Here is a 23,757-nt window from a genome sequence, read left to right as displayed (position 1 = left end):
CCCGCGCGCCGGTGGCGCCGGGGGCATGGCCCGGGAGCGAACACGAGGGACGCGGGACGCCGCGGGAACCCAGGTGTCGGCCAAAGTCGCGCGGGATCCGATCCCCGCGGCGCCCCGCGGCATCGACCGGGCGCCTGCCCCGGCCGGTGCCGTCTTTCTCGTCGCGGCGTCTCCAGCGCCCCGGTCCTGCGACTCCCTGTTAGCGGTCTCGGGCGAGGCCCAGGCACGCCGTGCCCGCACCTCCGGAACCCGCATCAGCGCCGTGGCCTTCCAGCCGCCCCCCGCCTCGTAGTGGGCGGGTCCGCAGGTCGCTCAGGGTCGGCCCAGAGGCGGGTCGGCGCGGGGGCATTTCCTCGACCCCGCCGGGCAAACTGCCGCCCGGTCTCACGCCCGCTTCCGAGACACGCCCCGCACCGGTCCGCCGCCCGGGGCGATGGCGGCTGAAAGCCACCGACGCGGGCGCCGCCCCGCCCCCGGACCCGCCCGGTCAGCCACCGGGCGGGCCCCCGAAGGACGCCCCGGGATCGCTCCCGGGACGCCGCGGACAGGTGCGGTCAGGAAGCACAAAATAGGAACATTGTCAAGGCGCGGGCGGCGCGGCAGGCGGGACAGGGCCTGTCCGCCGCGGTCTTCCGTCCGTCCCTGGGCCGTCATTCCGGGGCGCCGCGGGCGCCCCGGAAACCCGGTGCCGCGGTCGGCGCGTCCGGATCCCGGGCTCCGCGCAGCAACACCGGGATGACGGGGAAGCGGCCGCGTCTGCTATGTCGGCGGTCCGAATCCTCATCGATCGCGCCGCCCGTGGCCATTGACCATATCGATCTCAGCCGGATCGACCTGAACCTGCTGGTGGCCCTGGATGCGCTGCTCGACGAGCGCAGCGTCACGCGGGCGGCCGCACGGGTGGGGATCGGTCAGTCGGCGATGAGTTCGAGCCTCGCCCGCCTGCGACGCCTGTTCGACGACGAACTCCTGACCCGGGCGCCGGACGGGATGCGGCCGACACCCCGCGCCCTCAAGATCGCCGAGCCGCTGCGGGCCACCCTCCGGCAGGTGCAGGCGCTGGTGCATCGGGAGGAGCGGTTCGACCCGGCCACCGTCGAGCGCAGCTTCACGGTGAGCCTGCCGGACAGCGTCGAAGCGCTGCTCGGGCCGCGGCTGATCGCGCAGCTCCGCCGGGACGCGCCCGGCATCCGGCTCCTGCTGCGCTCGGTCGACCGGACCCGGATCCTCGACGAACTCGACGCCGACCAGGTCGATCTCGCCATCGGCCTGTTCTCCGAGGGGCAGCTCCACCACAAGCAGCGCCTCCTCTACCGCGACAGCTACGTGGTGCTGTTCAACGCCGCGCTGATCGGCCTGGAGCCGCCGATCGGGCTGGACGACTACCTGCGCTTCCCCCACGTGCTGACGTCCCTGCGCGAAACCGCCCACGGGGTGGTCGACGACGCCCTCGCGTTGATCGGCCGCTCGCGCACCCTGGCGGTGACGACCCCGCGCTTCCTCGTCGTCCCGTTCATGGTCCGGGCGGCGCCGGTGATCGCCACGATGCACGCCCGGCTCGCCACCTCCTTCGCCAACGCTCTGGCGCTCAGCGTCAGCCCCGTGCCGGTGCCCCTCGACGACGTGGCCGTGTCGATGCTGTGGCACGCCTCGTACGACCACGACCCGGCCCATCGCTGGCTCCGGGATCTGCTGGTCCGGCTGGCCCACGAACCGCCGGCCCCCGGCATCATCTGAGCTCGGCGCTCACAGGCAGGGATCGTCCGCGGTCTCCAGGCGGCCGCTCGCGATCGCCGCGCGGAACAGCGCGAAATCGGCCGCATTGCGCTCCGCATAGGCCGCAGCCCAGTCGGCGATCGCCGCGCAGAGGTCGTCGTGCTTGCCGCTGCCGCAATAGCCGGCGATCGCCGCCGCATCGCCGGTCCGCGCATGGGCACGGGCGAGGAGCGTGCCGTAGGCGTACGAGAAGGTCAGGAGCGGCGCGCCGGACATCCGCGCCAGCGGGATCGCGCCCTTCAGGTTCTTCATCTGCCGGACGTAGAACGGGCGGCCCGCGATGCTGGTCCAGCCGAGCAGCGGATCGCCCACCGCCTGGAGCAGGCGCTGGCCGTAGATCACGCGCTCGCCCTCGTGCCCGGAAAAGGGCGCCGGCACCCGCGGCAGGTACGGCGCGTGCGCCGGACGGACCGCCTCCTTGACCTGGAGGAAGAGTGCGTCCGCGTCGGAATTGCCGAACAGCAGCGCCAGATAGGCGCGGGTCCCGACGCTGCCCACGCCGACGACCCGATGGGCGACATCGACCACGTGGTAGCGGTCGAGCATGAAGCGCCGCTCCCGCGGCAGGGTCTCGGCGTAGCGCTCCAGACCGGTGACGACGCCCTCGCGGGTCGCCTCGTCCACGGGCGTCAGGATCGGCGGATCGGTTTGCAGGCGCCAGCTGCCGTCGGTGCGCCGCTCGGCGACCTGGGCGAGGAGGCTGCGGTTGTTCCGCCGCCGCGCCTTGTCGACGGCCCGCCGCACCACGGCCCGGGCCTCGGCATCCATCTGCAACCCGGCGATGTGCGGCGCGTCGGCACGCGTGGTCTGGTACCAGACGTCGAGGGAGCCCTGCGGCGCCAGGCGCCGCATCGTGTGTTGGTAGCCGGAGACCGCCTCCATGACGGCCGCGCGCCGCTCGGCCGCCGGCGCGCCCGCATCCGCGATGGCGACCGCGAGGCCGGCCGCGAGGCGCTTGAGATCCCATTCCCACGGGCCGATCGTGACCTCGTCGAAATCGTTGAGGTCGAGGACGACGTCGCGCTGCGGCGTACCGAACAGGCCGAAATTATCCGTGTGCGCGTCGCCGTTCATCACCACGTCGATGCCGCTGCGCGGCCCGCGCGACAGGTCCCAGGCCATGACATGGGCGGCCCCGCGCAGGAACGCGAAGGGCGAGGATGCCATCCGGGCGACCCGCAAGGGGATCAGATGCGGCTGACGGCCCTTATGCGCGGCCTCGATCAGAGCGATCGGGTCGGGCCGGTCCGGACCGGGATCCAGCGTGGCCTGGCTCGCATGGGGCACCTCGGCGCGCAGCCGCTTGCCGGCCTTGCGGCGCTTGTCCCAGGCCTCGACGCCCACGCGGAGGTCGATCCGCGGAAACTCCGCGACCGGCGCGAGCACCGAGTCCATACCCGGGGCGTCGGAGACGCCGGTTTCCGGGGCAGTCCTGTCGCTCTCGATGCGATCCATCGATGTCCCATCGCGGCATGCAGGGCGGCCGCGGCCGTACAGGTCTCCCCCCCGAGCCGGGAGCGATTTCCATACGGTAGCATCGGCCCCGCTCTGTGACGTCCCGGGCCCGAACGGCCCTTGACCACTCTATAGGCGAGCCCTCTAACGAACCGAGTATTCGCGGGGCGTTTCCGGGTGCCGGGCCGTTCACAGCGTCGCGATCAGAGTTCCGGAAGTGGACGGGGCGTTCCGGGAACGCCGTTGCATCAGCGAGACTTCGCATGCCCAAGGGTTCAGATCTCCTCGTCGCCGCCCTCGAGAACGAGGGGGTCGACCGAATCTTCGGGATTCCCGGCGAGGAGAATCTCGACGTCGTCGAATCCCTGCGCAACTCCAAGATCGAGCTGATCCTGACCCGCCACGAGCAGGCGGCGAGCTTCATGGCCGCCACCCATGGCCGCCTCACCGGCCGCCCCGGCGTCTGCCTCTCGACCCTGGGTCCCGGCGCCCTGAACTTCTCCACCGGCGCCGCCTACGCCCATCTCGGCGCGATGCCGATGATCATCATCACCGGCCAGAAGGGCATCCTGTCGTCGCGGCAGGCCAAGTTCCAGATCGTCGACGTGATCAGCTCCATGAAGCCGATCACCAAGATGGCCCGGCAGATCGTCTCGGCCTCCTCGATCCCCACCATCGTGCGCGACGCCTTCCGGGTCGCCACCGAGGAGCGGCCGGGCCCGGTGCTGCTGGAGCTGCCCGAGGACATCGCGGCCGAGGAGGCCGAGGCCCACCTCGTGCCCTCGCACCCGATCGACATCCCGGTGGCCCATCCCACCGCCATCGCGCGCGCCGCCGCCATGATCCTGAAGGCCGAGCGCCCGCTGATCATGCTGGGCGCTGCCGCGAGCCGCCCCCGGGCCACCGGCGAACTCGGCGGCTTCGTGCAGCGGACCCAGATCCCGTTCTTCACCACCCAGATGGGCAAGGGCACGGTGGCGAGCGGCACGAACCTCTACATGGGCACGGCGGCGCTGTCCGAGCGGGACTACGTCCACGAGGCGATCGACCGGGCCGACCTGATCATCGCCATCGGCCACGACACGATCGAGAAGCCGCCCTTCTTCATGGGCCAGCACGACCAGAAGGTCCTGCACATCAGCTACATGCCGGCCAATGTCGAGCAGGTCTACTATCCCGACGCCGAGGTGGTGGGCGACCTCGGCCCCACCCTGAAGCTGCTCGCCGACCAACTCGACGGCAAGCTCCCCAACGCCGGCGCCCTGCTCCACCTGCGCGAGCACATCCTCAACCACATCGCCGACCGGGCCGGCGAGGACCGGTTCCCGGTGACACCGCAGCGGCTCGTGCGCGACGTGCGCCGGGTGATCCCCGAGGACGGCATCGTCTGCCTCGACAACGGGATGTACAAGATCTGGTTCGCCCGGAACTACCGGACCTACGTCGCCAACACGCTGCTCCTCGACAACGCGCTGGCCACGATGGGCGCGGGCCTGCCCTCGGCCATGATGGCGGCGATGCTCTACCCGAACCGGCGCGTCATGGCGGTGTGCGGCGACGGCGGGTTCATGATGAACAGCCAGGAGATGGAGACCGCGGTCCGCCTCAAGCTCAACCTCGTGGTGCTGGTGCTGGACGACTCGGCCTACGGGATGATCCGCTGGAAGCAGGCGGTCGACAAGTTCGCCGATTACGGGATGACCTTCAGCAACCCGGATTTCGTGCTCTACGCCAAGTCGTACGGGGCCACCGGCCACCGGGTCGAGTCGGTCAACGACCTCGTGCCGACCCTCGACCGGGCCTTCGCGGCGGGGGGCGTCCACCTCGTGGCGGTGCCGATCGACTATTCCGAGAACACCCGCGTGCTGGTCGACGAGCTGCGCGCCAAGGTGAAGGATTTCGAGCCGGCCGAGTGAGGCTGGTGTCGCAGTTGGGTCGGGACCAAGACAGGGCAGCGCGATGAACCCGTTCACCTTCCAGACCACGCCGAACGTGCTGTTCGAGGCCGGCGCCTCCAGGAAGCTGCCCGAGATCGTCGGCCGCTTCGGGGCGAAGCGCGTCCTGCTGGTCACCGACAAGGGCGTGCGCGGCGCCGGGCTGACCCAGGCCGCCGAGGCGGCTTTGGCGGCGGCCGGCGTCAGCCTCGACGTCTACGAGGACGTGGTGGCCGATCCGCCCTCCACGGTGATCGAGGCGGCGGCCAAGCGCGCCCGGGAGCTCGGGACCGACCTCGTCCTGTCGATCGGCGGCGGCTCGGCGCTCGATACCGCCAAGCTGGTCGCCTACCTCGCCAAGTCCGACGAGCCGCTCGACGCGATCTACGGCGTCGGCCTCGCCACGGGCGACCGGCTTCCGCTGATCCTCGTTCCCACCACCGCCGGCACCGGCTCGGAGGTGACGCCGATCTCGATCGTCACGACGCCGACCACCGAGAAGAAGGGCGTCGTCGCCCCGAAATTGCTGCCCGACTGGGCGGTGCTCGACCCGGAGCTGACGCTGGGCCTGCCGTCCCACGTCACGGCCGCCACCGGCATCGACGCCATGGTCCACGCCATCGAAGCCTTCACCAGCAAGAACAAGAAGAACCCGATCTCCGACCAGCTCGCCAAGCAGGCGCTGGCGCTGCTCTCGGCCAACATCCGCACCGCCTGCACGGACGGGGCGAATCTCGAGGCGCGCTCCGGCATGCTGCTCGGCTCGATGCTCGCCGGCATGGCCTTCGCCAACGCGCCGGTGGCGGCGGTCCACGCCCTGGCCTACCCGGTCGGGGCGATCTTTCACGTGCCGCACGGGCTCTCGAACGCGCTCGTGCTGATGGGGGTGATGCGCTTCAACCTCTCGCACGCGGAGGCGCTCTACGCCGAGCTGGCGCCGATCCTCGATCCCGCGGCCGCGGATCTGCCGCCGTCCGAGGCCGCCAAGCGCTTCGTGGAGAGCCTCGACGCGATCTGCCGCGACTGCAAGGTTCCGGCGTCCCTCGCCGAGGTCGGCGTCGCCCGGCAGGACCTGGAGCGCATGGCCTCCGACGCGATGAAGCAGACGCGGCTCCTCGTGAACAACCCGCGCGAGGTCACCTACGACGACGCCTTCGCGATCTACGCCGAGGCGCTGGGCGAGGCACGCCCGGCGGCGTGAGGGCGGAAGCGGCGCTGGACTGCCGCTCGGCCAGTCCCGGCCACGCCGTCGTCGCGAGCGCAGCGAAGCGACCCAGGGCAGCGCGACCTCGCCGAGCGAGACGCTGCTGGATTGCTTCGCTCCGCTCGCAAGGACGGAGGCGACGTTTCAGCCCTAGGGCTGTGAGGAGAAACGCCAGCATGGACCAGTTCGACGCGTTCCGGGCGATGGGCGAGTTCTGGACCCGGGCGGGCACGGGCTTCTTCACGCAGGGTCTGGGGCCATCCGCGCCCGGCTTCGGCTGGCCGACCTTTCCGGCACCCGATCTCGCCGGCATGGCCGCCGCCCAGTCCAAGCTCTCCGAGGCCTGGACCGCCGCCAACACCCTCTCGCAGACACTCGCGACATCGCTCCAGGGCGGCCCCGGGGCGCCGGACCCGACCGCCGGGGCGGTGCTCGCCCGGATCTTCGATCCCCAGGCCTGGCTCGGCGGCTCGGGCGAGTTCGACGCCGCGCTGACCCGCATTGCCGAGGGCCCGCAGCTCGCCGACCTGTGGCAGACCGAGCGGCGCTACGCGGCCCTGTTCACCGCCTGGGCGACGCTGCGGCGAGCGCAGAGCGAGCATCAGGCCGTGATGCTCGACGCCTGGACCCGCGCCGCCGGCACCTTCGCCCAGGAGGCCAATGCCCGCGCCGAGCGCGGCGAGAGCTTCGCCTCCGCCCGGGAGATGATGACGCGCTGGATCGAGACCGCCAACGCGGTCCTGCTGGAGGTCCAGCGCTCGGACAAGTTCCTGGCCTCGCAGCGGGCGGTGCTGCGGGCCTCCACCGATCTGCGGCTCGTCCAGCAGGACGTCGCGGCCTTCCTGTCCGAGTTCTACGGCCAGCCGACCCGGGCCGAGCTCGACGACGTCCACAAGAGCCTCACCGAGCTGCGCCGCGAGGTGCGGGCGCTCCGCCGCGAGCGCCGGCAGGCCGGCAAGGTCGCGCAGGCAGGTGGTTCAGAGGTCGGGAAGGAAGCTCATGGCTGACCAGGAAAGCCCGAAGGGGCCGGCCGCTCCGCTGAATCTCACACCCGCCGCGTTGCTGGCCGAGGTCGGCACCCTCGGCCGCCGGATCAGCGAGGGGGCCAAGCTGTTCGCCGATGTCAGCGACGCGGACGTCGCGATCGCCACCACGCCGAAGGATCTGGTCTGGAGCCAGGACAAGGTCCGGCTCTACCGCTACCGGCCGCTCGCCGAGAGCAGAGGCCTGCCGCCGGTCCTGATCGTCTACGGCCTGATCGGCCGCTACACGATGGCCGACCTGCAGGAGGACCGCTCGCTGGTCCGCAACCTGCTGAATCTCGGCCTCGACCTCTACGTGGTCGATTGGGGCAATCCCGGCCGGGCCGACCGCTACGTCACCATCGACGATTACGTGGACGGCTACCTCGCCGAGTGCGTCGCCGTCATCCAGGAGGCGGCGAAGCGCGACAGGATCAGCCTGCTCGGGATCTGCGAGGGCGGGGTCTTCACCACCTGCTACGCGGCGCTCTACCCCGAGACCGTCAACGCGATGGTGCTGACCATCACGCCGATCGACTTCCATGCCGATGCCCGGGATGCCCGCGCCGGCCACGGCTTCATCAATGTCTGGACGCGCTCGCTGACGCCCGAGGACGTGGACCGGCTGATCGACGCGCAGGGCTCCCTGCCCGGCGCTTTCATGGGCTCGGTGTTCTCCATGATGACGCCGATGCGCACCCTGACGAAGTACAACCTCGACCTGCTCGACGCCCTCGACGACAAGAAGAAGTTCTTGAACTTCCTGCGCATGGAGAAGTGGATCGCCGACCGTCCGGACCATCCCGGCGAGGCGGCGAAGCAGTGGCTCAAGGATCTCTACCAGGACAACAAGCTGGTCCAGAGTGCCTTCGAGCTCGGCGGCCGGACGGTGGATCTGAAGGCCATCACATGCCCGGTGCTGAACGTCTTCGCCCAGGACGACCACATCATCCCGCCCGCCACCTCGCAGGCGCTGAAGGACAAGATCGGCACCGCGGATTACACCGAGATGGGGCTGCCCGGCGGCCATGTCGGCGTGTTCGTCGGCGGCAAGGCCCAGAAGCTGCTTGGGTCGGGCATCGCCGACTGGCTCGGCCAGCGGGGGTAGGATGTCGGCCCGACGATTCTCGATGAGCACGACGCCCCTCCCCTCCCCCCGCTGTGGGGACGGCGACTGGACACACCCATCGTGCGCGGCGCCGCGGCGGCGGGATCAAGCGCGGGTCCCCTCTCCCGTGCGGGAGAGGGACAGGGTGAGGGATCAGGTCCGTCCGATAAAGGCGCGACCTGACGGCGCTTCGAGGGCGTGCTCCATCCTGACGCGGCCCGTCCCTGACCCCGACCCTCTCCCGCACGGGAGAGGGGGCGCCTCGCGATCTGCCGCGGAGGCCAGCGTTCAATCCGGGCCGATGGACATCGTCGCTTCCCGGAGAAGGGCGAGCGCAGCCGCTCCGGCCGCATCCCGGGCGCCGAGGATCACCCGATGGGCAGCCTGAAGAACAAGATCGTCAGCGCCGACGAGGCGGTCGCCATCCTGCAGGACGGTGACATGGTGGCGGTGTCGGGCTTCGTCGGCATCGGCACGCCCGACGAGCTGATCCTGGCGCTCGCACGCCGCTTCGAATCCGGCGCCGGCCCGCACGGGCTCGGTCTGATGTTCGCCGCCGCCCCCGGCGACGGCAAGGAGCGCGGCCTCAACCGGCTGGCGCTCCCGGGCCTCGTCCGCCGCGTCGTCGGCGGCCACTGGGCCCTGGTGCCGAAGCTCGGCGCCATGGCGGTCGAGGGCCTGATCGAGGCCTACAACCTGCCGCTCGGCGTGGTCTCGCACCTCTACCGGGAGATCGCGGCCCACACGCCGGGCCACATCACCAAGGTCGGCCTGCGCACCTTCGTGGACCCGCGGCTGGAGGGCGGCAAGCTCAACGCCGTGACGCACGAGGACCTCGTCAGCGTGGTCGAGCTCGGCGGCGAATCCTGGCTCCACTACAAGGCGTTTCCCATCAACGTCGCGCTGATCCGCGGCACCACGGCCGATCCCGCCGGCAACATCACCATGGAGCGCGAGGCGCTCACCCTCGACAACCTCGCCGCCGCCATGGCGGCGAAGAACTCGGGCGGCTTCGTCATCGCGCAGGTGGAGCGGCTGGCCGAGGCCGGCTCGCTCAACCCGCGCGAGGTGCAGGTGCCCGGCGTGCTGGTCGATTGCGTGGTGCTCAGCCAGCCCGAGAACCACCGCCAGACCTACGGCACGCCCTACAACCACGCCTTCACGGGCCGCCAGCGGGTGCCCCTCGACCGGATCGCCCCCATGGCGCTCGATGCCCGCAAGGTCATCGCCCGGCGCTGCGCCTTCGAGCTGCCGCCGGGCGGCGTGGTCAATCTCGGCATCGGCATGCCGGAGGGCGTCGCGGCGGTCGCCGCCGAGGAGCGGGTGCTGAAATACCTGACGCTCACCGCCGAGCCCGGCGTGATCGGCGGCCTGCCGCAGGGCGGGCTCGATTTCGGCGCCGCCCTGAATCCGGCCGCGGTGCTGCACCAGAACCAGCAGTTCGATTTCTACGACGGCGGCGGCCTCGACCTCGCCTGCCTGGGCCTCGCCCAGTGCGACGCGGAGGGCAACGTCAACGTCAGCCGCTTCGGCAAGCGGCTCGCGGGCGCGGGCGGCTTCATCAACATCTCGCAGAACGCCAAGAGCCTCGTCTTCGCCGGCACCTTCACGGCCGACGGGCTCAAGGTCGCGGTGGAGGATGGCGGCATCCGGATCCTCACCGAGGGCCGCTCCCGGAAGTTCATCGCCGCGGTGGAGCAGGTGACCTTCTCGGGGGCCTACGCGGCCGAGCGCGGCCAGCCGGTGCTGTACGTGACCGAGCGCTGCGTGTTCCGGCGGACCCGGGCCGGGATGGAACTCGTCGAGGTTGCGCCGGGGGTCGACATCGCGCGGGACATCCTCGGCCAGATGGGTTTCGCGCCCATCGTGCAGGACCCGAAACCGATGGATCCGCGCCTGTTCCGCGAGGCCGTGATGGCCCTGGAGCCGTGGCTGCTGGGCCTCTCGCTGTCGGAGCGGATCAGCTACGACCCGGAGCGCAACATCCTGTTCTCGAACCTGGAGGGTTTCCAGGTGCGGACCATCGACGATGTCGAGCTGGTGCGCCGGGAATACGAGCGCGCCTGCCAGGAGATCGGCCGCAAGGTCCACCTGATCGCCAATTACGACGGGTTCGAGATCGACCCGACGGTGAGCGACGCCTATTTCTCGGCGATCGCCTATCTCGAGAACCGCTATTACGAGACCGCGTCGCGGTACACCACGAGCGCGTTCCTGCGATTGAAACTCGGCGCCTCGTTGGCGAGCCGCGATCTGGCTCCCCATGTCTTCGAGACCAAAGCCGAGGCGCAGGCGCGGAACACCGCCCAGAGCGTGCCCCTCAAGCCGCGCCCCGGCCTGTCGCAGCCCGACAGATCGCAGCCGCCGAAGGAACCGTTGGATGCCTGAGTTCGAGACCCCCGCCCTGACGGACCGCGCCTTGCTGGTCGATGCCTGCCTGATCGGCGGCACATGGTCGAAGGCCGGCTCCGGCAGCATCGACGTCACCAACCCGGCGACCGGCGCCCTGATCGCCCGGGTGCCGAATGCCGGCGCCGCTGAGACGGCCCAGGCGATCAAGGCCGCCCACGCGGCCTACCCGGCTTGGCGCGCCAAGACCGCCAACGAGCGCGCCGTGCTGCTGCGCAAGCTCGCGGCGCTCGTTACCGAGCATCAGGAGGACCTCGCCCAGATCCTCACGGCCGAGCAGGGCAAGTCACTGACCGAGTCCCGCGGCGAGGTCGCCATGTCGGCCGCCTACGTGCTGTGGTTCGCGGAAGAGGCGCGCCGCGTCTACGGCGACGTGGTCCCCTCCCCCTGGGGCGACCGCAAGATCCTCGTCACCAAGGAGCCGGTCGGCGTCGTTGCGGCGATCACGCCGTGGAACTTCCCGTCCTCGATGATCGCCCGCAAGATCGCCCCGGCTCTGGCCGCCGGCTGCCCGATCGTGATCAAGCCCGCCTCGCAGACCCCGCTCTCGGGCCTCGCCTGGGGCATCCTGTGCGAGCGCGCCGGCTTCCCCGCCGGCACGGTCTCGATCCTCACCGGCTCGGCCCGCGCCATCGGCGCCGAGATGACCGGCAATCCGCTCGTCAAGAAGATCACGTTCACGGGCTCCACCGAGGTCGGCAAGGTGCTGCTGGAGCAGGCCGCCCACACGGTGAAGAAGGTCTCGATGGAGCTGGGCGGCAACGCACCCTTCATCGTGTTCGACGACGCCGACCTCGACAAGGCGGTGGCCGGCGCGATGCTCGCCAAGTACCGCAATTCCGGCCAGACCTGCATCTGCACCAACCGCTTCCTGGTGCAGGACGGAATCTACGACGCCTTCGCCGAGAAGATGGCCGAGGCGGCCAACCGCCTGAAGGTCGGCAACGGCGTCGAGGACGGCGTCGCCCAGGGGCCGCTGATCGACATGGCCGCGGTGGAGAAGACCGAGGCGCATATCCGCGACGCGCTCGAGAAGGGCGGCCGGGTGATCGCGGGCGGCCACCGGCACGCGCTCGGCGGCCAGTTCTTCGAGCCCACCGTGATCACCGGCGCCACCCCCGCCATGGCGGTGGCCCGGGAGGAGACCTTCGGACCGCTGGCGCCGCTGTTCCGGTTCCGCGACGAGGCCGAGGCGATCCGCATGGCCAACGACACCGAGTACGGGCTCGCCTGCTACTTCTACACCCGCGACCTCGGCCGCACCTTCCGGGTCGCGGAGGCGCTGGAATACGGCATGGTCGGGATCAACGAGGGGATCATCACCACCGAGGTGGCGCCCTTCGGCGGCGTGAAGGAATCCGGCCTCGGCCGCGAGGGCTCGTATCAGGGCATCGAGGATTACCTGAACACCAAGTACCTCTGCGTGGGCGGCCTCGGCGCGTAGGGCCGAGTCCCAGGTCGACCCGGATCGGGGCCTGATTGGTTCTCCCTCCCCTGCGGAGGAGGGAGAACCGGTGCGTCTTACTTCCCGCTCGGCGCCGCGCCGCTGCCCGTGGCGCCGTTGCCCGAGCTGCTGCCGGCGGGCGCGCCCGGGGTGCTGACGCGCGGGCCGCCGCTGGTGCCGGGCGCCATGCCGGCGCCGGTGGAGCCGGTGCTCTCCATGGAGCCGGCTCCCGTCCCGGTGCCGCCCACCGCGCCGGACTTGTTGACGTTGCCCTGGTTGGCGCCGCCGGTCTGGGGGGCCTGAGCCAGCGCCGCGCCGGACGTGGCGAGCACGAGGGATGTGGCGAGGGCGAGGATCGTCTTCATGGGGACTCCTGACAATGGTGGGTCGTGTCATGGCAACCCGGCGGCGCCGGGAATGTTCGGTCGCCTTTAGCGGGCGAGCGCCTCCCGCCACGCCGTCCAGGGCCAGCGCAGGGCCTCCCCGCCCGCCGACGGCGCGATCGACACCGTCGCGGTCCGGCCGCTGACCAGCCGCGGGTCCGCCGGGCCGCCGTCGAGGGTGATCCGCACGGGGATGCGCTGGGCCAGCCGCACCCACGAGAAAGTCGGGTTGACGTTCGCCAGCAGGTTGGTGGCGTCGCTGCGGCCGGTCTCGCCGATGCCGCCCGCGATGCTCGCCACGCGGCCCGTGAGCACGCCGTCCTCGCCCATCAGCTGGACGGTGACCGGCGCGCCGACGCGGATGCGCGGCAGCTTGGTCTCCTCGAAGTAGCCCTCGATCCGGACGGTGTCGCGGTCGATCAGCGCCATGACCCCGCGGCCCGTGGTGACGTAGGCGCCCGGACGCAGCTCCATGTTGGTGATCCGGCCGTTGACCGAGGCCCGCACCGCCGAGCGTTCCAGGTTGAGCTTGGCGAGGTCGCGGTCGGCCAGGGCCTGCTCGTAGGCCGCCTGGGCGGACAGGTCGGCGGCCTTGGTGGCCTCGACCTTCTGCTGCGAGACGGCCGCGTCGGAGAGCTTGCTGTAGCGGGCATAGTCGGCGGCGGTCTGTTCGGCGGTGGCCTTGCGGCCCTCCACCATCGCCTCCGCCTGCCGCAGCCCGATGCGGAACCGGTCCGGATCGATGCGGAACAGGACGTCGCCCTTCCGCACGACCTGATTGTCCTCCACCAGCACCTCGGTGACGAGGCCGGACACGTCGGGGGCCACCGCCACCACGTCGGCGCGCACGCGCCCGTCCCGGGTCCAGGGGGCATCCATGTAGTAATCCCACAGGCCGAGGCCGACGATCAGCGCCGCGGCGACCATGCCGAGGGTGACCAGGAGGCGGCCGAGGACGGAGAACAGGGCTGTCATTGCAGGGTCCGGTGGGCGAGGGTCACGACGCCGCCGAGCAGGACGACGTAGAGGGCGAGGTCGAAGAGCGGTCGGTGCCAGACGAGGCGGTAGAAGCCGGTCGCCGACAGGAGACGGCGGAGCGGCAGGCTGAGCGCGAAGGCGATGGCCATCCAGAGCGCGAGGCCCGGCACGAACACGCCGTAGAGGTCGATCTCGCCCATCATGCCGCCATCTCCCGGTCGTCCCGCGCGGGGGGCGCCGCCCGGTAGGCCGGCGCGTCGGGGAAGAGCCCGCGGCGCAGGCCGGTGAGTCCGATCAGGGCGGCCCGCCGCTCCGGCGCGGGGGCCGCATCCGCGACGGCGGCGAGCCCGTCGTCCAGCGCCGCCAGGAGCGCCGAATCCGGTCGGCCGGTCCGGCCGCGGAGCTGGCGCGCCGCCAGCGCGAGGGCTCGGTCGACGGCGGTCCGGGGCAGACCCGTCAGCCGCCGGCGCACCCGACGGACCTCCACGAGGTTGATGCCCACCCGGACATCGGCCAGCAGGTCGCCCACGGAAGCCGACGTCTCAGCCGGCAGCGTCGCCAGCCGCGGGGCGATCAGCCCGATGCGGTCGAGCATCAGGGCGGCGAGTTCGAGGCCGTGGCCGGTGCCGCGCCCGTCCGCGGCGGCTGCGAGGCTCTGCCGGTTGATCCGCACGAGCCGCCGGGCGCTCCAGCCGGCGCCCACCGAGCGGATCAGCCGGGTGACCACCGCGCCGACCCACATGCCCACCACCGAGGCGATCACCCCGTTGGCGAAGGGCGCGAAGTCGCCGCTGTAGCCGTTCTGGAGCGCCAGAAGTGTCGCGCCGTTCAGCGCCGCGCCCATGCCCATCGGGGCGGTGCGCGGCTGCGTCATCATCAGGCCGCACAGGATCAGGGCGGGCGCGAGCGCCAGGGCCAGCATCTCGAAGGAGGTGGCGAGGGGCAGCACGGCGAACAGGTAGAGGCCCGCGCCGAGGGCGCCGACGAGCGCCGAGTTGGTGAAGCTCAGGATCTGCGGCGCGGGATCGTCCTGCGCGGCGAACAGGCAGCAGGCGACCGCGCCCATCATCGGCGCCGCGGATCCGTCGGGCCAGCCGGTGGCGATCCAGATCGCACAGCAGACCAGCAGGCCCACGAACACCCCGAAGGCCGAGAACGCCGCCAGCCCATGGTCGCGGTGGCGGATGGACCGGACCCGAGCCGTGTAGGCGAAGGCGAGCGGCGCCCGCGGCGGCGTCCCAGCGGCAAGGTGGCCACGGAGTGCCCGCAGGTCCTGCCGCAGGTCGATGACGTCGCGCAGCCGCGCCGCGAGGCTCGCGAGCAGCAGTGTGGTCCAGTCCGGATTCCGGCCGAGGGTCGGCTCGAACCCGTCGATCCGGCCGCGCAGATGCGCGGCGCGCTCCGGATCATCCGCCTCGTCGGCGAGCCAGACGGCGAGGTCCGACAGGAACGACCGGACCCGCGCCGGCAGCGCGCCCGCCCGCTCCAAGGTCTCGACGCGATCCGCCACGGCGGCGACGATCGGCAGGACCATCAGCATGTGCTGCCGGAGCGGCGCGAAGGCCTCCGCGGCGCGCTCTGCACCCGTCGCTTCGTTGCGCAGGGCGAGGCCGAGGGCATCGAGGCCGAGGGCGTCCGAGGCGAGGCGCAGGCGCCGGCCCTGGCTCGTCCCGGAAGCCTCCGGTGCCCGGGCCGCCGCGAGGGCACCCTGGATCCACGCACGGGCTTCCGCCAGCCAGAGATTCAGACGCCCGACGATCAGGGGGGCCGCCGATTGCGGCAGGATCAGCGTGGCGGCGAGGCTGGCGCAGAGGATCCCCAGGGAGATCTCCTCGGCCCGCGCCACGGCGGTGTCGAAGATCGCCCCGGGATCCTCGACGGCGGGGAAGCCGATCAGCGCCGCCGTGTAGCCGGCGAGCATCGGCAGGTAGCTCGCCGGGGTACGATCGAGGAGCGAGACGTAGAGGCAGAGCGCGACCCAGAGGGCCACCGCGAGGCTCAGCAGGATCGGCTCGTTGACGAGGTTCGGCACCAGCACGACGCTCACCGCCGCGCCGAGCACCGTGCCGCCGACGCGGTAGACGGCCTTCGCGCGCGTCGCGCCCGAGAGGACCTGGCTGGTGATGTAGACGGTGCCCACCGCCCAGTAGGGCCGCGGCAGGTCGATCCAGAGCGCGAGGAACAGGGCGAGCATCGCCGCCGCGTAGGTCTTCAGCGCGAACGCCCAGTCGCGCCATCCGGGAAGGGTCACGACGCCGGCTCCAGCTCGGGGGCGGCCGGGGCGGCCTCCCGCCCGTAGCGCTGGAGCGCCGCGAAGACCCGCAGGCTCGCTTCGAGATCGGCGTCGTCGACCTCAGCGAAGACCCGCGCGCGCAGGGTCGAGAGCGCCGCCTCGATCTCCTCGAAGACCTGCCGTCCGCGCGGGGTCAGACCCAGCACCTTGGCGCGGCGGTCGGAGGGATCCTCGCGGCGGACCACCAGCCCGGCGACGGCGAGCTGGTCGAGGAGGCGGACCAGCGAGGGGCCTTCGATGCCGACGGCCTCCGCCAGGACGTTCTGGCGCGGTTCCTCTTCCATCCGACCGATGATGATCAGCGGGTGCGCGGTGGCGTCGGACAGGCCATGCGCCTCCGCGACATTGTTGGCGGCGCGCCGCCAGTGGCGTCCCGTCGTCAGCAACGCGTGCGTGATGGCCTGCTGCAGCCGCTCGCGCGTCCTGGGATCGTCGATGTCGGTCACGGTCTGATCCCCCGCCGCGAGGACCCGGCGAAGACGCCGGATCAATCAGTTCACATACTGATAGATAGCATCATATCGATTTGGACAGGGTGACATCGTGAACGGTCAGGGTTGCGGGCAACGAATGGGCACGTCCCTCGTCGCGAGAGTGTGCAGCGTCAGCGGAATGCAGCTCAGGGTCCGGCACGCACGTGTGCGGAACGGTGAGCGGGCCAGTCCATCCCGCCCCTTCATCCTGAGGTGCCCGCGTCAGCGGGGCTCGAAGGCGGGCTTCGGGGATCGCGCGGCTGGCTGGAGCCCGCCTTCGAGGCCTCCGTTGCGCTCCGGCACCTCAGGATGAGGTGGAGCGGGGGGCGCCGATCAAGGGCGTCGCGGTCTCGCAGCCGCGCCGTCAGGCCGGATGCGTGTTGTGGATCTGGTCGAAGTCCAGCGACGCCGTATCGATCACGATCTGCGTCCGGCTGATGACCTCGAGCTTGCGCAGGATTTCCGAGACGTGCGCCTTCACGGTCGAGTCACCGACCTGCAGTTCGTGAGCGATCTGCTTGTTGAGCTTGCCCTGCCGGATCATCATCAGCACCCGCAATTGCTGCGGCGTCAGCCGGGCGAGGCGCTCGGGGAGCGGCGCCTTCTTGCTCCGTGGTGCGGGCGTCGTGGCCTCGGCGAGACCCGGCGGCAGGAACAGCGCCCCGCGCATCACCTCGGTGATCGCCCGGGTGAGCGTCGCCTTGTCCATGGCCTTCGGGACGAAGCCCGCCGCGCCGTGCTGCAGCGCCTCGCGCACGATGCGCGGATCCTCGTGGCCGGAGACGATCAGGATCGGGATCCGCGGAAAGCTCGCCCGGATGGTGATCAACCCGTCGAAGCCGGTCACGCCCCGCATGGAGAGGTCGAGGAGTGTCAGGTCGATGCTGCGATTCGCGGCGAGCACCGCGCAGGCCGCCTCGATCCCGTCCGCCTCGTGAAGGACCGCGTCCGGATGCGCGAGGCGGATCGTGGCCGCCAGGGCGTCGCGGAACAGCGGGTGGTCGTCGACGATGAGGAGATTCACGCAGACCTCGGTCCTTCGCTCGAGATCCTCACAGGATCCGCCGAACCCGCGGGCGGGAGGTCCGAAGGGTGATCGATGCGGCCCCGGGGCGCAAGCGGGTGTTGAGACGAACGCCGCGCCCCGAGGCCCAGGCGTGCCGGCCCGGGAAGGCCGACACGCTTTCGGTTGCGCGCCGTCAGCGCGCCGCCACCGTCTTCGGCAGCTTGAACGCCCAGAAGCTGCCGCCCTGGTTGATGCCGGCGGTGGACTTGGCGACCTCGCCGCCCCAGAGCGGCACCGCGCCGCCCCAGCCGGCCGCGACGCCGACCCACTGCTCGCCGTCCTGCTCCCAGGTGATCGGCGAGGAGACCACGCCGGTGCCGACCTGGAACTTCCACACCTCCTCGCCGGTCTTGGCGTCGAAGGCCTTCAGGAAGCCCTCCGGGGTACCGGTGAAGACGAGGTTGCCCGCGGTGGTGAGCACGCCGGCCCAGAGCGGGGCCTTGTTCTTGTACTCCCAGACGACCTTGCCGGAGGTCGGGTCGATCGCCTTGAGCGAGCCGATATGGTCGTCGAAGACCGGCTTGATGGTGAAGCCGGCGCCGAGATAGGCGGCGCCCTTCTTGTAGTTCACCGGCTCGTTCCAGATATCCATGCCCCACTCGTTGGACGGCACGTAGAACATTTTGGTGTCGGGGCTGTAGCCGATCGGCATCCAGTTCTTGCCGCCGAGGAAGCTCGGCACCGCGAAGACCGACTTGCCCTTCTTGTCGTCGCCCTGGGCCTTGCTCGGGTCGCCGGGCCGGTTCTCCTCGTTGTAGATCGGGCGGCCGTTCTCATCGATGCCCTTGGCCCAGTTGATCTTCTCGACGAACGGCGTCGCCGAGATGAACTTCCCGTTGGTGCGGTCGAGGACGTAGAAGAAGCCGTTGCGGTCGGCGGTGGCGCCGGCCTTGATGGTCTTGCCGCCCTTGTTCAGGTCGAACGGCACGAACTCGTTGACGCCGTCGAAGTCCCAGCCGTCGTGCGGGGTGGTCTGGAAGCCCCAGACGATCTCGCCGTTGTCGGGGTTGAGGGCGAGGCGCGAGGAAGTCCACTTGTTGTCGCCCGGCCGCAACCAGGAGTTCCACGGGCCCGGGTTGCCGGTGCCGAAGTAGATCAGGTTGGTCTCGGGGTCGTAGGTGCCGCCGAGCCACGTGGCGCCGCCGCCGAACTTCCACATGTCGCCCGGCCAGCTCTCGTTGACCTTGCCGGTCATGGTCGAGGGCTTGCCGTTGAGCTCGCCCATGTGGCCCTCGATCACGGGGCGCTTCCAGACCACCTCGCCGGTCTCGGCGTCGCGGGCCTCGATCCGCCCGATGACGCCGAACTCGCCGCCCGACACGCCGGTGATGATCTTGCCCTTCACGATGATCGGGGCGGCCGTGTAGCTGTAGCCGGCCTTGAAGTCGTCGATGTCCTTGCGCCAGACGACCTTGCCGGTCTTGGTGTTCAGGGCGACGAGCTTGGCGTCGAGCGTGCCGAAATAGACGTTGTCCTTGTAGAGGGCGGCGCCGCGGTTCACCACGTCGCAGCAGGGCAGGATGCCCTCCGGCAGGCGGGCATCGTATTCCCACTTCTTCTCGCCGGTGCGGGAATCGATCGCGTACATGCGCGAATACGAGCCCGTGACGTAGATGATGCCGTCCTTGACCAGCGCCTGGCTCTCCTGGCCGCGCTGCTTCTCGCCGCCGAACGAGAACGACCACGCCGGCACGAGGCTCTTGATGTTGTCGCGGTTGAGGGTCTTCAGCGGGCTGAACCGCTGGGCTTGCGGCCCGAGGCCGTAGGTGACGACGTCGCCGGGCGTCTTGGCGTCGTTGATGATGTCCTGCTCGCTCACCCCCTGGGCCATGGCCGGCAGGGCACCGCCCGCCACGAGGGCGGCGACGCCCACCGCGGCGAGGAACCGGGTCCGCATTCTCATGACGTCTCCTCCGTGATCGTCTCCGGTCCCTGCGGCCGGAGCTTTCGGGTTTCGGCGCGAGCCGCACGAGTCGCGGGGCGCCCCCTTGGAGAACGACGCTATCGCTGTTCTCAGGAAAGTCTTATTGGCCATTGGTCCAATAAGACCATCGGTTCAATGGCCGAGAAGAAAGTATTCGGTGAATCAAGAACAGCTGCCGCCCCGGCGCGCCGCGCCGGTCGGGGACGGAATGCACGGCCGGGTCCGTTCGACGCGCCGGTCTCGAACGGACCGTTCGAGAGACGCTGAGATCCGGCCCACGACCTCATCCTGAGGCGCCGGAGCACAGTGGAGGCCTCGAAGGAGACCTCCAGCTGGTCGGGCCATCCCTGCAGATCTCCTTCGAAGCTGCTGCGCAGCACCTCAGGATGCCGTTGAGACTTGGAGATCCGGCTTCGGACCGTGATTTCTCCTTCCCTTCATCGTCCTCCGCCGGAGAGCGGCTCAGTGCCGCTCAGTACCCCTTCGGCGGCGTGTAGGTGACGCCGTAGGTCTCGCAGATCGCCTTGAGGCCGCCGTCCGCGTTCAGCGCCGTGATCGCGTCCCCGACCGCGTAGGCGAGGTCGCGGGAATCGGTGCGCACCGCGCCGCCGATCTCCCAGCGGGTCTTCACCAGCCCGGTCGAGGGGATCGTGGCGATCGAGTTGTCGTCCTTCGGGGCCTTCGCGGCGAACAGGGCGGCCTCGATCGCCGCGCGGGTGCCCGCCAGGATCGGCGCCTCGCCGGCGAGATAGGCCGTCGCGGCCTCCTCGAAGCTCTTGTAATGCTTCAGGTTCGGGCGGAAGCGGCCGCCCTGCGCGGTCAGCAGCATCAGGTCGGCGGCGCTGGTGCCTTCCAGGGCGACGGTCCTGTCGCCGATGTCGTCGAGCCTGTCGAAGCCCTCCAGGGCGTCCTTCCGGTACGCGAAGGCGATCTCCTGCTCGACATACGGGGCGGTGAAGAACACCTGCTCGTTGCGCAGGGCGAGCTGCCGGTCGGTCGGCACGTGCAGCATCAGGTCGGCGAGGGGCGTGCCGGCGAGATCGCCCCGCCACAGGTTCAGGCGCAGGTCGCCATCCACGTTCTCGCCGGCATCGACCACGCGCAGGTCGAGCTTCACCTTCAGCCTGTCGGCGATGGCCTGCGCGAGATCGGCATCGATACCCCGGGCCTTGCCCGTCCCCGCGTCGGAGAACGGCGCGTTGTCGCCGTAGACCGCCACCCGCAGGGTACCGTCCGCCACGACCTGATCGAGCGGGCGCGCGGCCGCCTCCGGCTGGAACCGGAGGGCCAGAAGCAATCCGCAGGCGAGGAGGAGCCGCGCGCTACTCCTCATGCTTCGACTCGATGTAGCTGCGGATCGCCCAGAGGCCTTCCTGCGAGATCACCCCGTCGAAGGCCGGCATCTTGGTGACGCCGTTGATGACGGCGCCGTGCTTCATGCGCTCGACGAAGTATTCGTCGCCCTCCTTGCCCTGCGGCAGGTAGCGCAGGTCCGGGGCGAGGCCGCCGGAGATCATCTCCAGGCCGTGGCAGCGGGCGCAGTTCTGGTTGAAGCCCGAGGCGCCGATCGCGATGGCGTGCTTGTCGCCCTTGTAGGGGTTCTCGGCGACCCACTCGGTGCCGAGCGGCTTCAGGCCGTCGGTGTTGACCGGCTGGGGCTGAACGTCGCCGTGTCCGAGGGCGCTGCCGGCGGCGAGGGCCAGCCCCAGCGCCGCGAGCATGCCGCCCGCCGCCGTCTTCATGGTGCGCATCCGCCGCCTCCCCTCGTTGTTGGACGAAGGTTAGCAAGGTTCGGGCAGCGGACCCATTATGCTTTGGTACGGATCTATCGGCCGAACGCCATCCACGACTTGTGTTGCACTGCGTCATGATTGATGGGTGCACCTTGGTCCAATATCGGCGGGCACAACTCCGCTTCTAGACTCCGGCTCAACGACAAGGGACGCGGGGCTGGAGGAAACGGGCGGGGATGGTGTCCTCCGGTGCGCGACGGGCCAGGAAACGCGGAGGGCCGCAGGCCGCCCTGCGGCTGGCCGTCGTCCTGGCGGCTCTCGCGCCGGTCTCGCCCGGGCGGGCCGCGCCCGCGCCGGCGGGTCCGCCCCTGACGATCCAGTACCTGGAGCGGCGGGTCGAGCGGCCGGTGCCGCTGAACAACGAGGATCCGATCCCCGCCGATGAGGGGGCGAAGGGCGCGGAACTCGGCCTGAAGGATTCGAACGCCACGGGCCGCTTCCTCGGCCTGAGCTTCGGCCTCGACGCGAAGGTGGTCGAGCCGGGCGACGACATCCGCCAGGCCTTCCGGGATCTCGCCGACCGCCGCTTCGTGGTGCTCAACGCGCCGGCCGCCGACGTCCTCGCCCTCGCCGACCTGCCGGAGGCGAAGGGCAGCGTGCTCCTCAACATCGGCGCCCCGGACACGCGCCTGCGCGACGCCGATTGCCGGCGGAACCTGCTCCACGTCCTGCCGTCCCGCGCCATGTTGGCCGACGCGCTGGTGCAGTTCCTCGCCTTCAAGCGCTGGTCCCGGATCCTGCTGGTGACCGGGCCGGCGCCGGGTGATGCGCTCTACGCTGAGGCGCTGCGGCGCAGCGCCCGGAAGTTCGGCGCGCGGATCGTCGCCGAGTCGCGCTACGATCCGCAGGGCGGCGACGTCCGCGACACGGCTTTGCGCGAGTTCGCCCTGCCGACCCGCGGGCCCGAGCACGACGTGGTCGCGGTGGCCGACGAGGCGGGCGCGTTCGGCGCGAGCCTGAACTACAACACCGCCTCCCCCCGCCTCCTGGTCGGCACCCAGGGCCTTGCGCCGGCCGCCTGGGGGCGCCCCGTCGAAGCCTGGGCCGCCGTGCAGCTCCAGGGCCGGTTCCGGAAGCTCGCCGGCCGCGCCATGCGGCCCGTCGACTGGGCCGGCTGGATGGCGGTGCATGTGGTCGGTGAGGCGGCCGTGAAGGCGCGCAGCGCCGATCCGGCGATGGTCCGCGCCGCCCTGACGGCGCCCGGCTTCGAGATCGGCGGCTTCAAGGGCCGCCCCCTGAGCTTCCGTGCCTGGGACGGGCAGCTGCGCCAGCCGGTCTTCCTGCTCTGGCCCGGGGCCGTGACCGCGACGGCGCCGATCGAGGGCTTCCTCCACCACCGCACGGAACTCGACACCCTCGGCCTCGACGAGCCCGAGAGTGCCTGCCGCGCCTTCTCGGGGACACCAGGATGAGCCGGCTCGCCGCCCTCGCGCTGCTCCTCTGCCTCGCAGGCCCCGCGCGGGCCGAGGAGATCTTCGTCTCGAACGAGCGCGACAACACCGTCTCGGTGATCGACGGCGACAGCCTGGAGGTGCTGCGCACCTTCCCGGTCGGCCGTCGGCCCCGCGGGCTGACCTTCTCGCAGGATGGGCGGGCCCTCTACGTCTGCGCCAGCGATTCCGATGCCGTGCAGGTGATCGATCCGGATACCGGCGAGGTGCGGCACAACCTGCCCTCCGGCGAGGATCCGGAGCAGTTCGCCCTGGCGCCGGACGGGCGCACGCTGTTCATCGCCAACGAGGAGAACGCTACCACCACGGTGGTCGACGCGCAGAGCCGCAAGGTGCTGGCGCAGATCGATGTCGGCATCGAGCCGGAAGGCGTCGCGGTGAGCCCGGACGGCGGCACCGCCGTCACGACCTCCGAGACCACCAACATGGTCCACTGGATCGACACCAAGAGCCTGGCGGCGGTGGACGCCACGCCGGTCGGCCAGCGGCCGCGCTTCGCCGCCTTCACGGCGGACGGGGCCCGGCTCTGGGCATCCTCGGAGATCGGCGGCACCGTGTCGGTGATCGACGTCGCCACCCGCCAGGTGATGCGGACGATCGAATTCGCCGTGAAGGGTATCGCGGCCGACCGGATCCAGCCGGTGGGCATCCAGCTTTCGAAGGACGGGCGCCACGCCTTCGTGGCCCTGGGGCCGTCCGACCGGGTCGCGGTGGTGGACACCGCGACCTATGCGGTCGAGAGCTACATCCTGGTCGGCCGCCGGGTCTGGCAGCTCGCCCTGAACGCGGCCGGCACGCGGCTCTTCGCCACCAACGGCGTCTCCGGCGACGTGACGGTGATCGACGCCGCGACGTTCAAGCCGATCAAGACCGTGAAGGTCGGCCGCTTCCCCTGGGGCGCGGCGGCGCGGCCGATGATGCCCGCGCAGGCGCCGGACGGGCGCGCCGCCGGTGCGGTGCCGTGAATCTTCCGCGATTGCGCATGGCCGCATCACCCGCTCCCGTGAGGGCGATCGGATCCACGCATCGGCAGCGGCGACGCGG

19 protein-coding genes are annotated in these 23,757 nt (G+C 70.9%); 9 read left to right on the top strand and 10 right to left on the bottom strand.

Annotated elements, in window-relative coordinates; translation table 11 throughout:
- Window positions 1-798 precede the first annotated feature (798 nt).
- On the top strand, window positions 799-1,737 hold the full coding sequence (locus tag PQI07_RS19485) for a LysR family transcriptional regulator (protein WP_043357345.1): 939 nt from the start codon (window positions 799-801) through the stop codon (window positions 1,735-1,737).
- Window positions 1,738-1,746: 9 nt separating this feature from the next.
- On the opposite strand, the gene PQI07_RS19480 is transcribed toward PQI07_RS19485, so the two are convergent.
- Complete coding sequence (locus PQI07_RS19480) at window positions 1,747-3,231, bottom strand: DUF2252 domain-containing protein (protein WP_083683443.1); 1,485 nt, start codon at window positions 3,229-3,231, stop codon at window positions 1,747-1,749.
- Window positions 3,232-3,494: 263 nt separating this feature from the next.
- Here PQI07_RS19480 and PQI07_RS19475 point away from each other — a divergent pair, with 263 nt between their 5' ends.
- The 6 genes from PQI07_RS19475 (at window position 3,495) to PQI07_RS19450 (ending at window position 12,352) form a co-directional block, all read left to right on the top strand.
- The gene (locus tag PQI07_RS19475) at window positions 3,495-5,147 is read left to right on the top strand and encodes an acetolactate synthase large subunit (RefSeq protein WP_053610259.1); all 1,653 of its coding nucleotides are present in this window, start codon (window positions 3,495-3,497) and stop codon (window positions 5,145-5,147) included.
- A 43-nt stretch (window positions 5,148-5,190) separates the two neighbouring features.
- A complete protein-coding gene (locus PQI07_RS19470; protein ID WP_053610260.1) occupies window positions 5,191-6,366 on the top strand; it encodes an iron-containing alcohol dehydrogenase in 1,176 nt (391 codons plus the stop codon).
- A gap of 179 nt (window positions 6,367-6,545) precedes the next feature.
- A complete protein-coding gene (locus PQI07_RS19465; RefSeq protein ID WP_274927236.1) occupies window positions 6,546-7,376 on the top strand; it encodes a poly(R)-hydroxyalkanoic acid synthase subunit PhaE in 831 nt (276 codons plus the stop codon).
- Window positions 7,369-8,499, top strand: coding sequence for a class III poly(R)-hydroxyalkanoic acid synthase subunit PhaC (gene phaC, locus PQI07_RS19460; protein ID WP_274927235.1), 1,131 nt, complete (start codon window positions 7,369-7,371; stop codon window positions 8,497-8,499). Before PQI07_RS19465 ends, phaC begins: the two co-directional genes overlap by 8 nt.
- 375 nt (window positions 8,500-8,874) lie before the next feature.
- On the top strand, window positions 8,875-10,887 hold the full coding sequence (locus PQI07_RS19455) for an acyl CoA:acetate/3-ketoacid CoA transferase (protein WP_053610262.1): 2,013 nt from the start codon (window positions 8,875-8,877) through the stop codon (window positions 10,885-10,887).
- Window positions 10,880-12,352: an NAD-dependent succinate-semialdehyde dehydrogenase gene (locus PQI07_RS19450; RefSeq protein ID WP_274927234.1), complete on the top strand. Its 1,473-nt coding sequence runs from the start codon at window positions 10,880-10,882 to the stop codon at window positions 12,350-12,352. Before PQI07_RS19455 ends, PQI07_RS19450 begins: the two co-directional genes overlap by 8 nt.
- Before the next feature lie 77 nt (window positions 12,353-12,429).
- Here PQI07_RS19450 and PQI07_RS19445 read toward each other — a convergent pair whose 3' ends face one another.
- From PQI07_RS19445 to pedF, 9 genes are all read right to left on the bottom strand, one after another.
- Window positions 12,430-12,717 carry a hypothetical protein gene (locus PQI07_RS19445; RefSeq protein WP_043757663.1) on the bottom strand — a complete coding sequence of 96 codons (288 nt, stop codon included), beginning with the start codon at window positions 12,715-12,717 and terminating at the stop codon, window positions 12,430-12,432.
- A gap of 66 nt (window positions 12,718-12,783) precedes the next feature.
- Window positions 12,784-13,710, bottom strand: coding sequence for an efflux RND transporter periplasmic adaptor subunit (locus PQI07_RS19440; RefSeq protein ID WP_043355777.1), 927 nt, complete (start codon window positions 13,708-13,710; stop codon window positions 12,784-12,786).
- Entirely contained in the window at window positions 13,707-13,916 is a 210-nt protein-coding gene (locus PQI07_RS19435) for a DUF1656 domain-containing protein (protein WP_043355775.1), read from the bottom strand. Before PQI07_RS19435 ends, PQI07_RS19440 begins: the two co-directional genes overlap by 4 nt.
- The gene (locus PQI07_RS19430) at window positions 13,913-15,964 is read right to left on the bottom strand and encodes an FUSC family protein (protein ID WP_274927233.1); all 2,052 of its coding nucleotides are present in this window, start codon (window positions 15,962-15,964) and stop codon (window positions 13,913-13,915) included. Before PQI07_RS19430 ends, PQI07_RS19435 begins: the two co-directional genes overlap by 4 nt.
- On the bottom strand, window positions 15,961-16,452 hold the full coding sequence (locus tag PQI07_RS19425) for a MarR family winged helix-turn-helix transcriptional regulator (RefSeq protein WP_274927232.1): 492 nt from the start codon (window positions 16,450-16,452) through the stop codon (window positions 15,961-15,963). The genes PQI07_RS19430 and PQI07_RS19425 overlap by 4 nt, the downstream gene beginning before the upstream one ends.
- 391 nt (window positions 16,453-16,843) lie before the next feature.
- Window positions 16,844-17,503 carry a response regulator gene (locus tag PQI07_RS19420; RefSeq protein ID WP_043353911.1) on the bottom strand — a complete coding sequence of 220 codons (660 nt, stop codon included), beginning with the start codon at window positions 17,501-17,503 and terminating at the stop codon, window positions 16,844-16,846.
- 175 nt (window positions 17,504-17,678) lie between these two features.
- The gene (locus PQI07_RS19415) at window positions 17,679-19,448 is read right to left on the bottom strand and encodes a PQQ-dependent methanol/ethanol family dehydrogenase (protein WP_274927231.1); all 1,770 of its coding nucleotides are present in this window, start codon (window positions 19,446-19,448) and stop codon (window positions 17,679-17,681) included.
- 493 nt (window positions 19,449-19,941) lie between these two features.
- Window positions 19,942-20,802, bottom strand: coding sequence for a substrate-binding periplasmic protein (locus PQI07_RS19410; protein ID WP_274927230.1), 861 nt, complete (start codon window positions 20,800-20,802; stop codon window positions 19,942-19,944).
- The gene (gene pedF / locus PQI07_RS19405; RefSeq protein ID WP_236961383.1) at window positions 20,792-21,220 is read right to left on the bottom strand and encodes a cytochrome c-550 PedF; all 429 of its coding nucleotides are present in this window, start codon (window positions 21,218-21,220) and stop codon (window positions 20,792-20,794) included. Before pedF ends, PQI07_RS19410 begins: the two co-directional genes overlap by 11 nt.
- A gap of 218 nt (window positions 21,221-21,438) precedes the next feature.
- Between pedF and PQI07_RS19400 the strand changes: the two genes are divergently transcribed.
- Window positions 21,439-22,674: an ABC transporter substrate-binding protein gene (locus PQI07_RS19400; protein ID WP_274927229.1), complete on the top strand. Its 1,236-nt coding sequence runs from the start codon at window positions 21,439-21,441 to the stop codon at window positions 22,672-22,674.
- A complete protein-coding gene (locus PQI07_RS19395; protein ID WP_274927228.1) occupies window positions 22,671-23,678 on the top strand; it encodes a YVTN family beta-propeller repeat protein in 1,008 nt (335 codons plus the stop codon). The genes PQI07_RS19400 and PQI07_RS19395 overlap by 4 nt, the downstream gene beginning before the upstream one ends.
- Window positions 23,679-23,757: the final 79 nt, after the last annotated feature.

The sequence above is a fragment of the Methylobacterium sp. 092160098-2 genome (genome assembly GCF_028920805.1).
GTDB lineage: Bacteria > Pseudomonadota > Alphaproteobacteria > Rhizobiales > Beijerinckiaceae > Methylobacterium > Methylobacterium fujisawaense.
The sequence above is the reverse complement of the archived record's forward strand: the minus strand, read 5'-3'. Positions and strand labels throughout refer to the sequence as shown.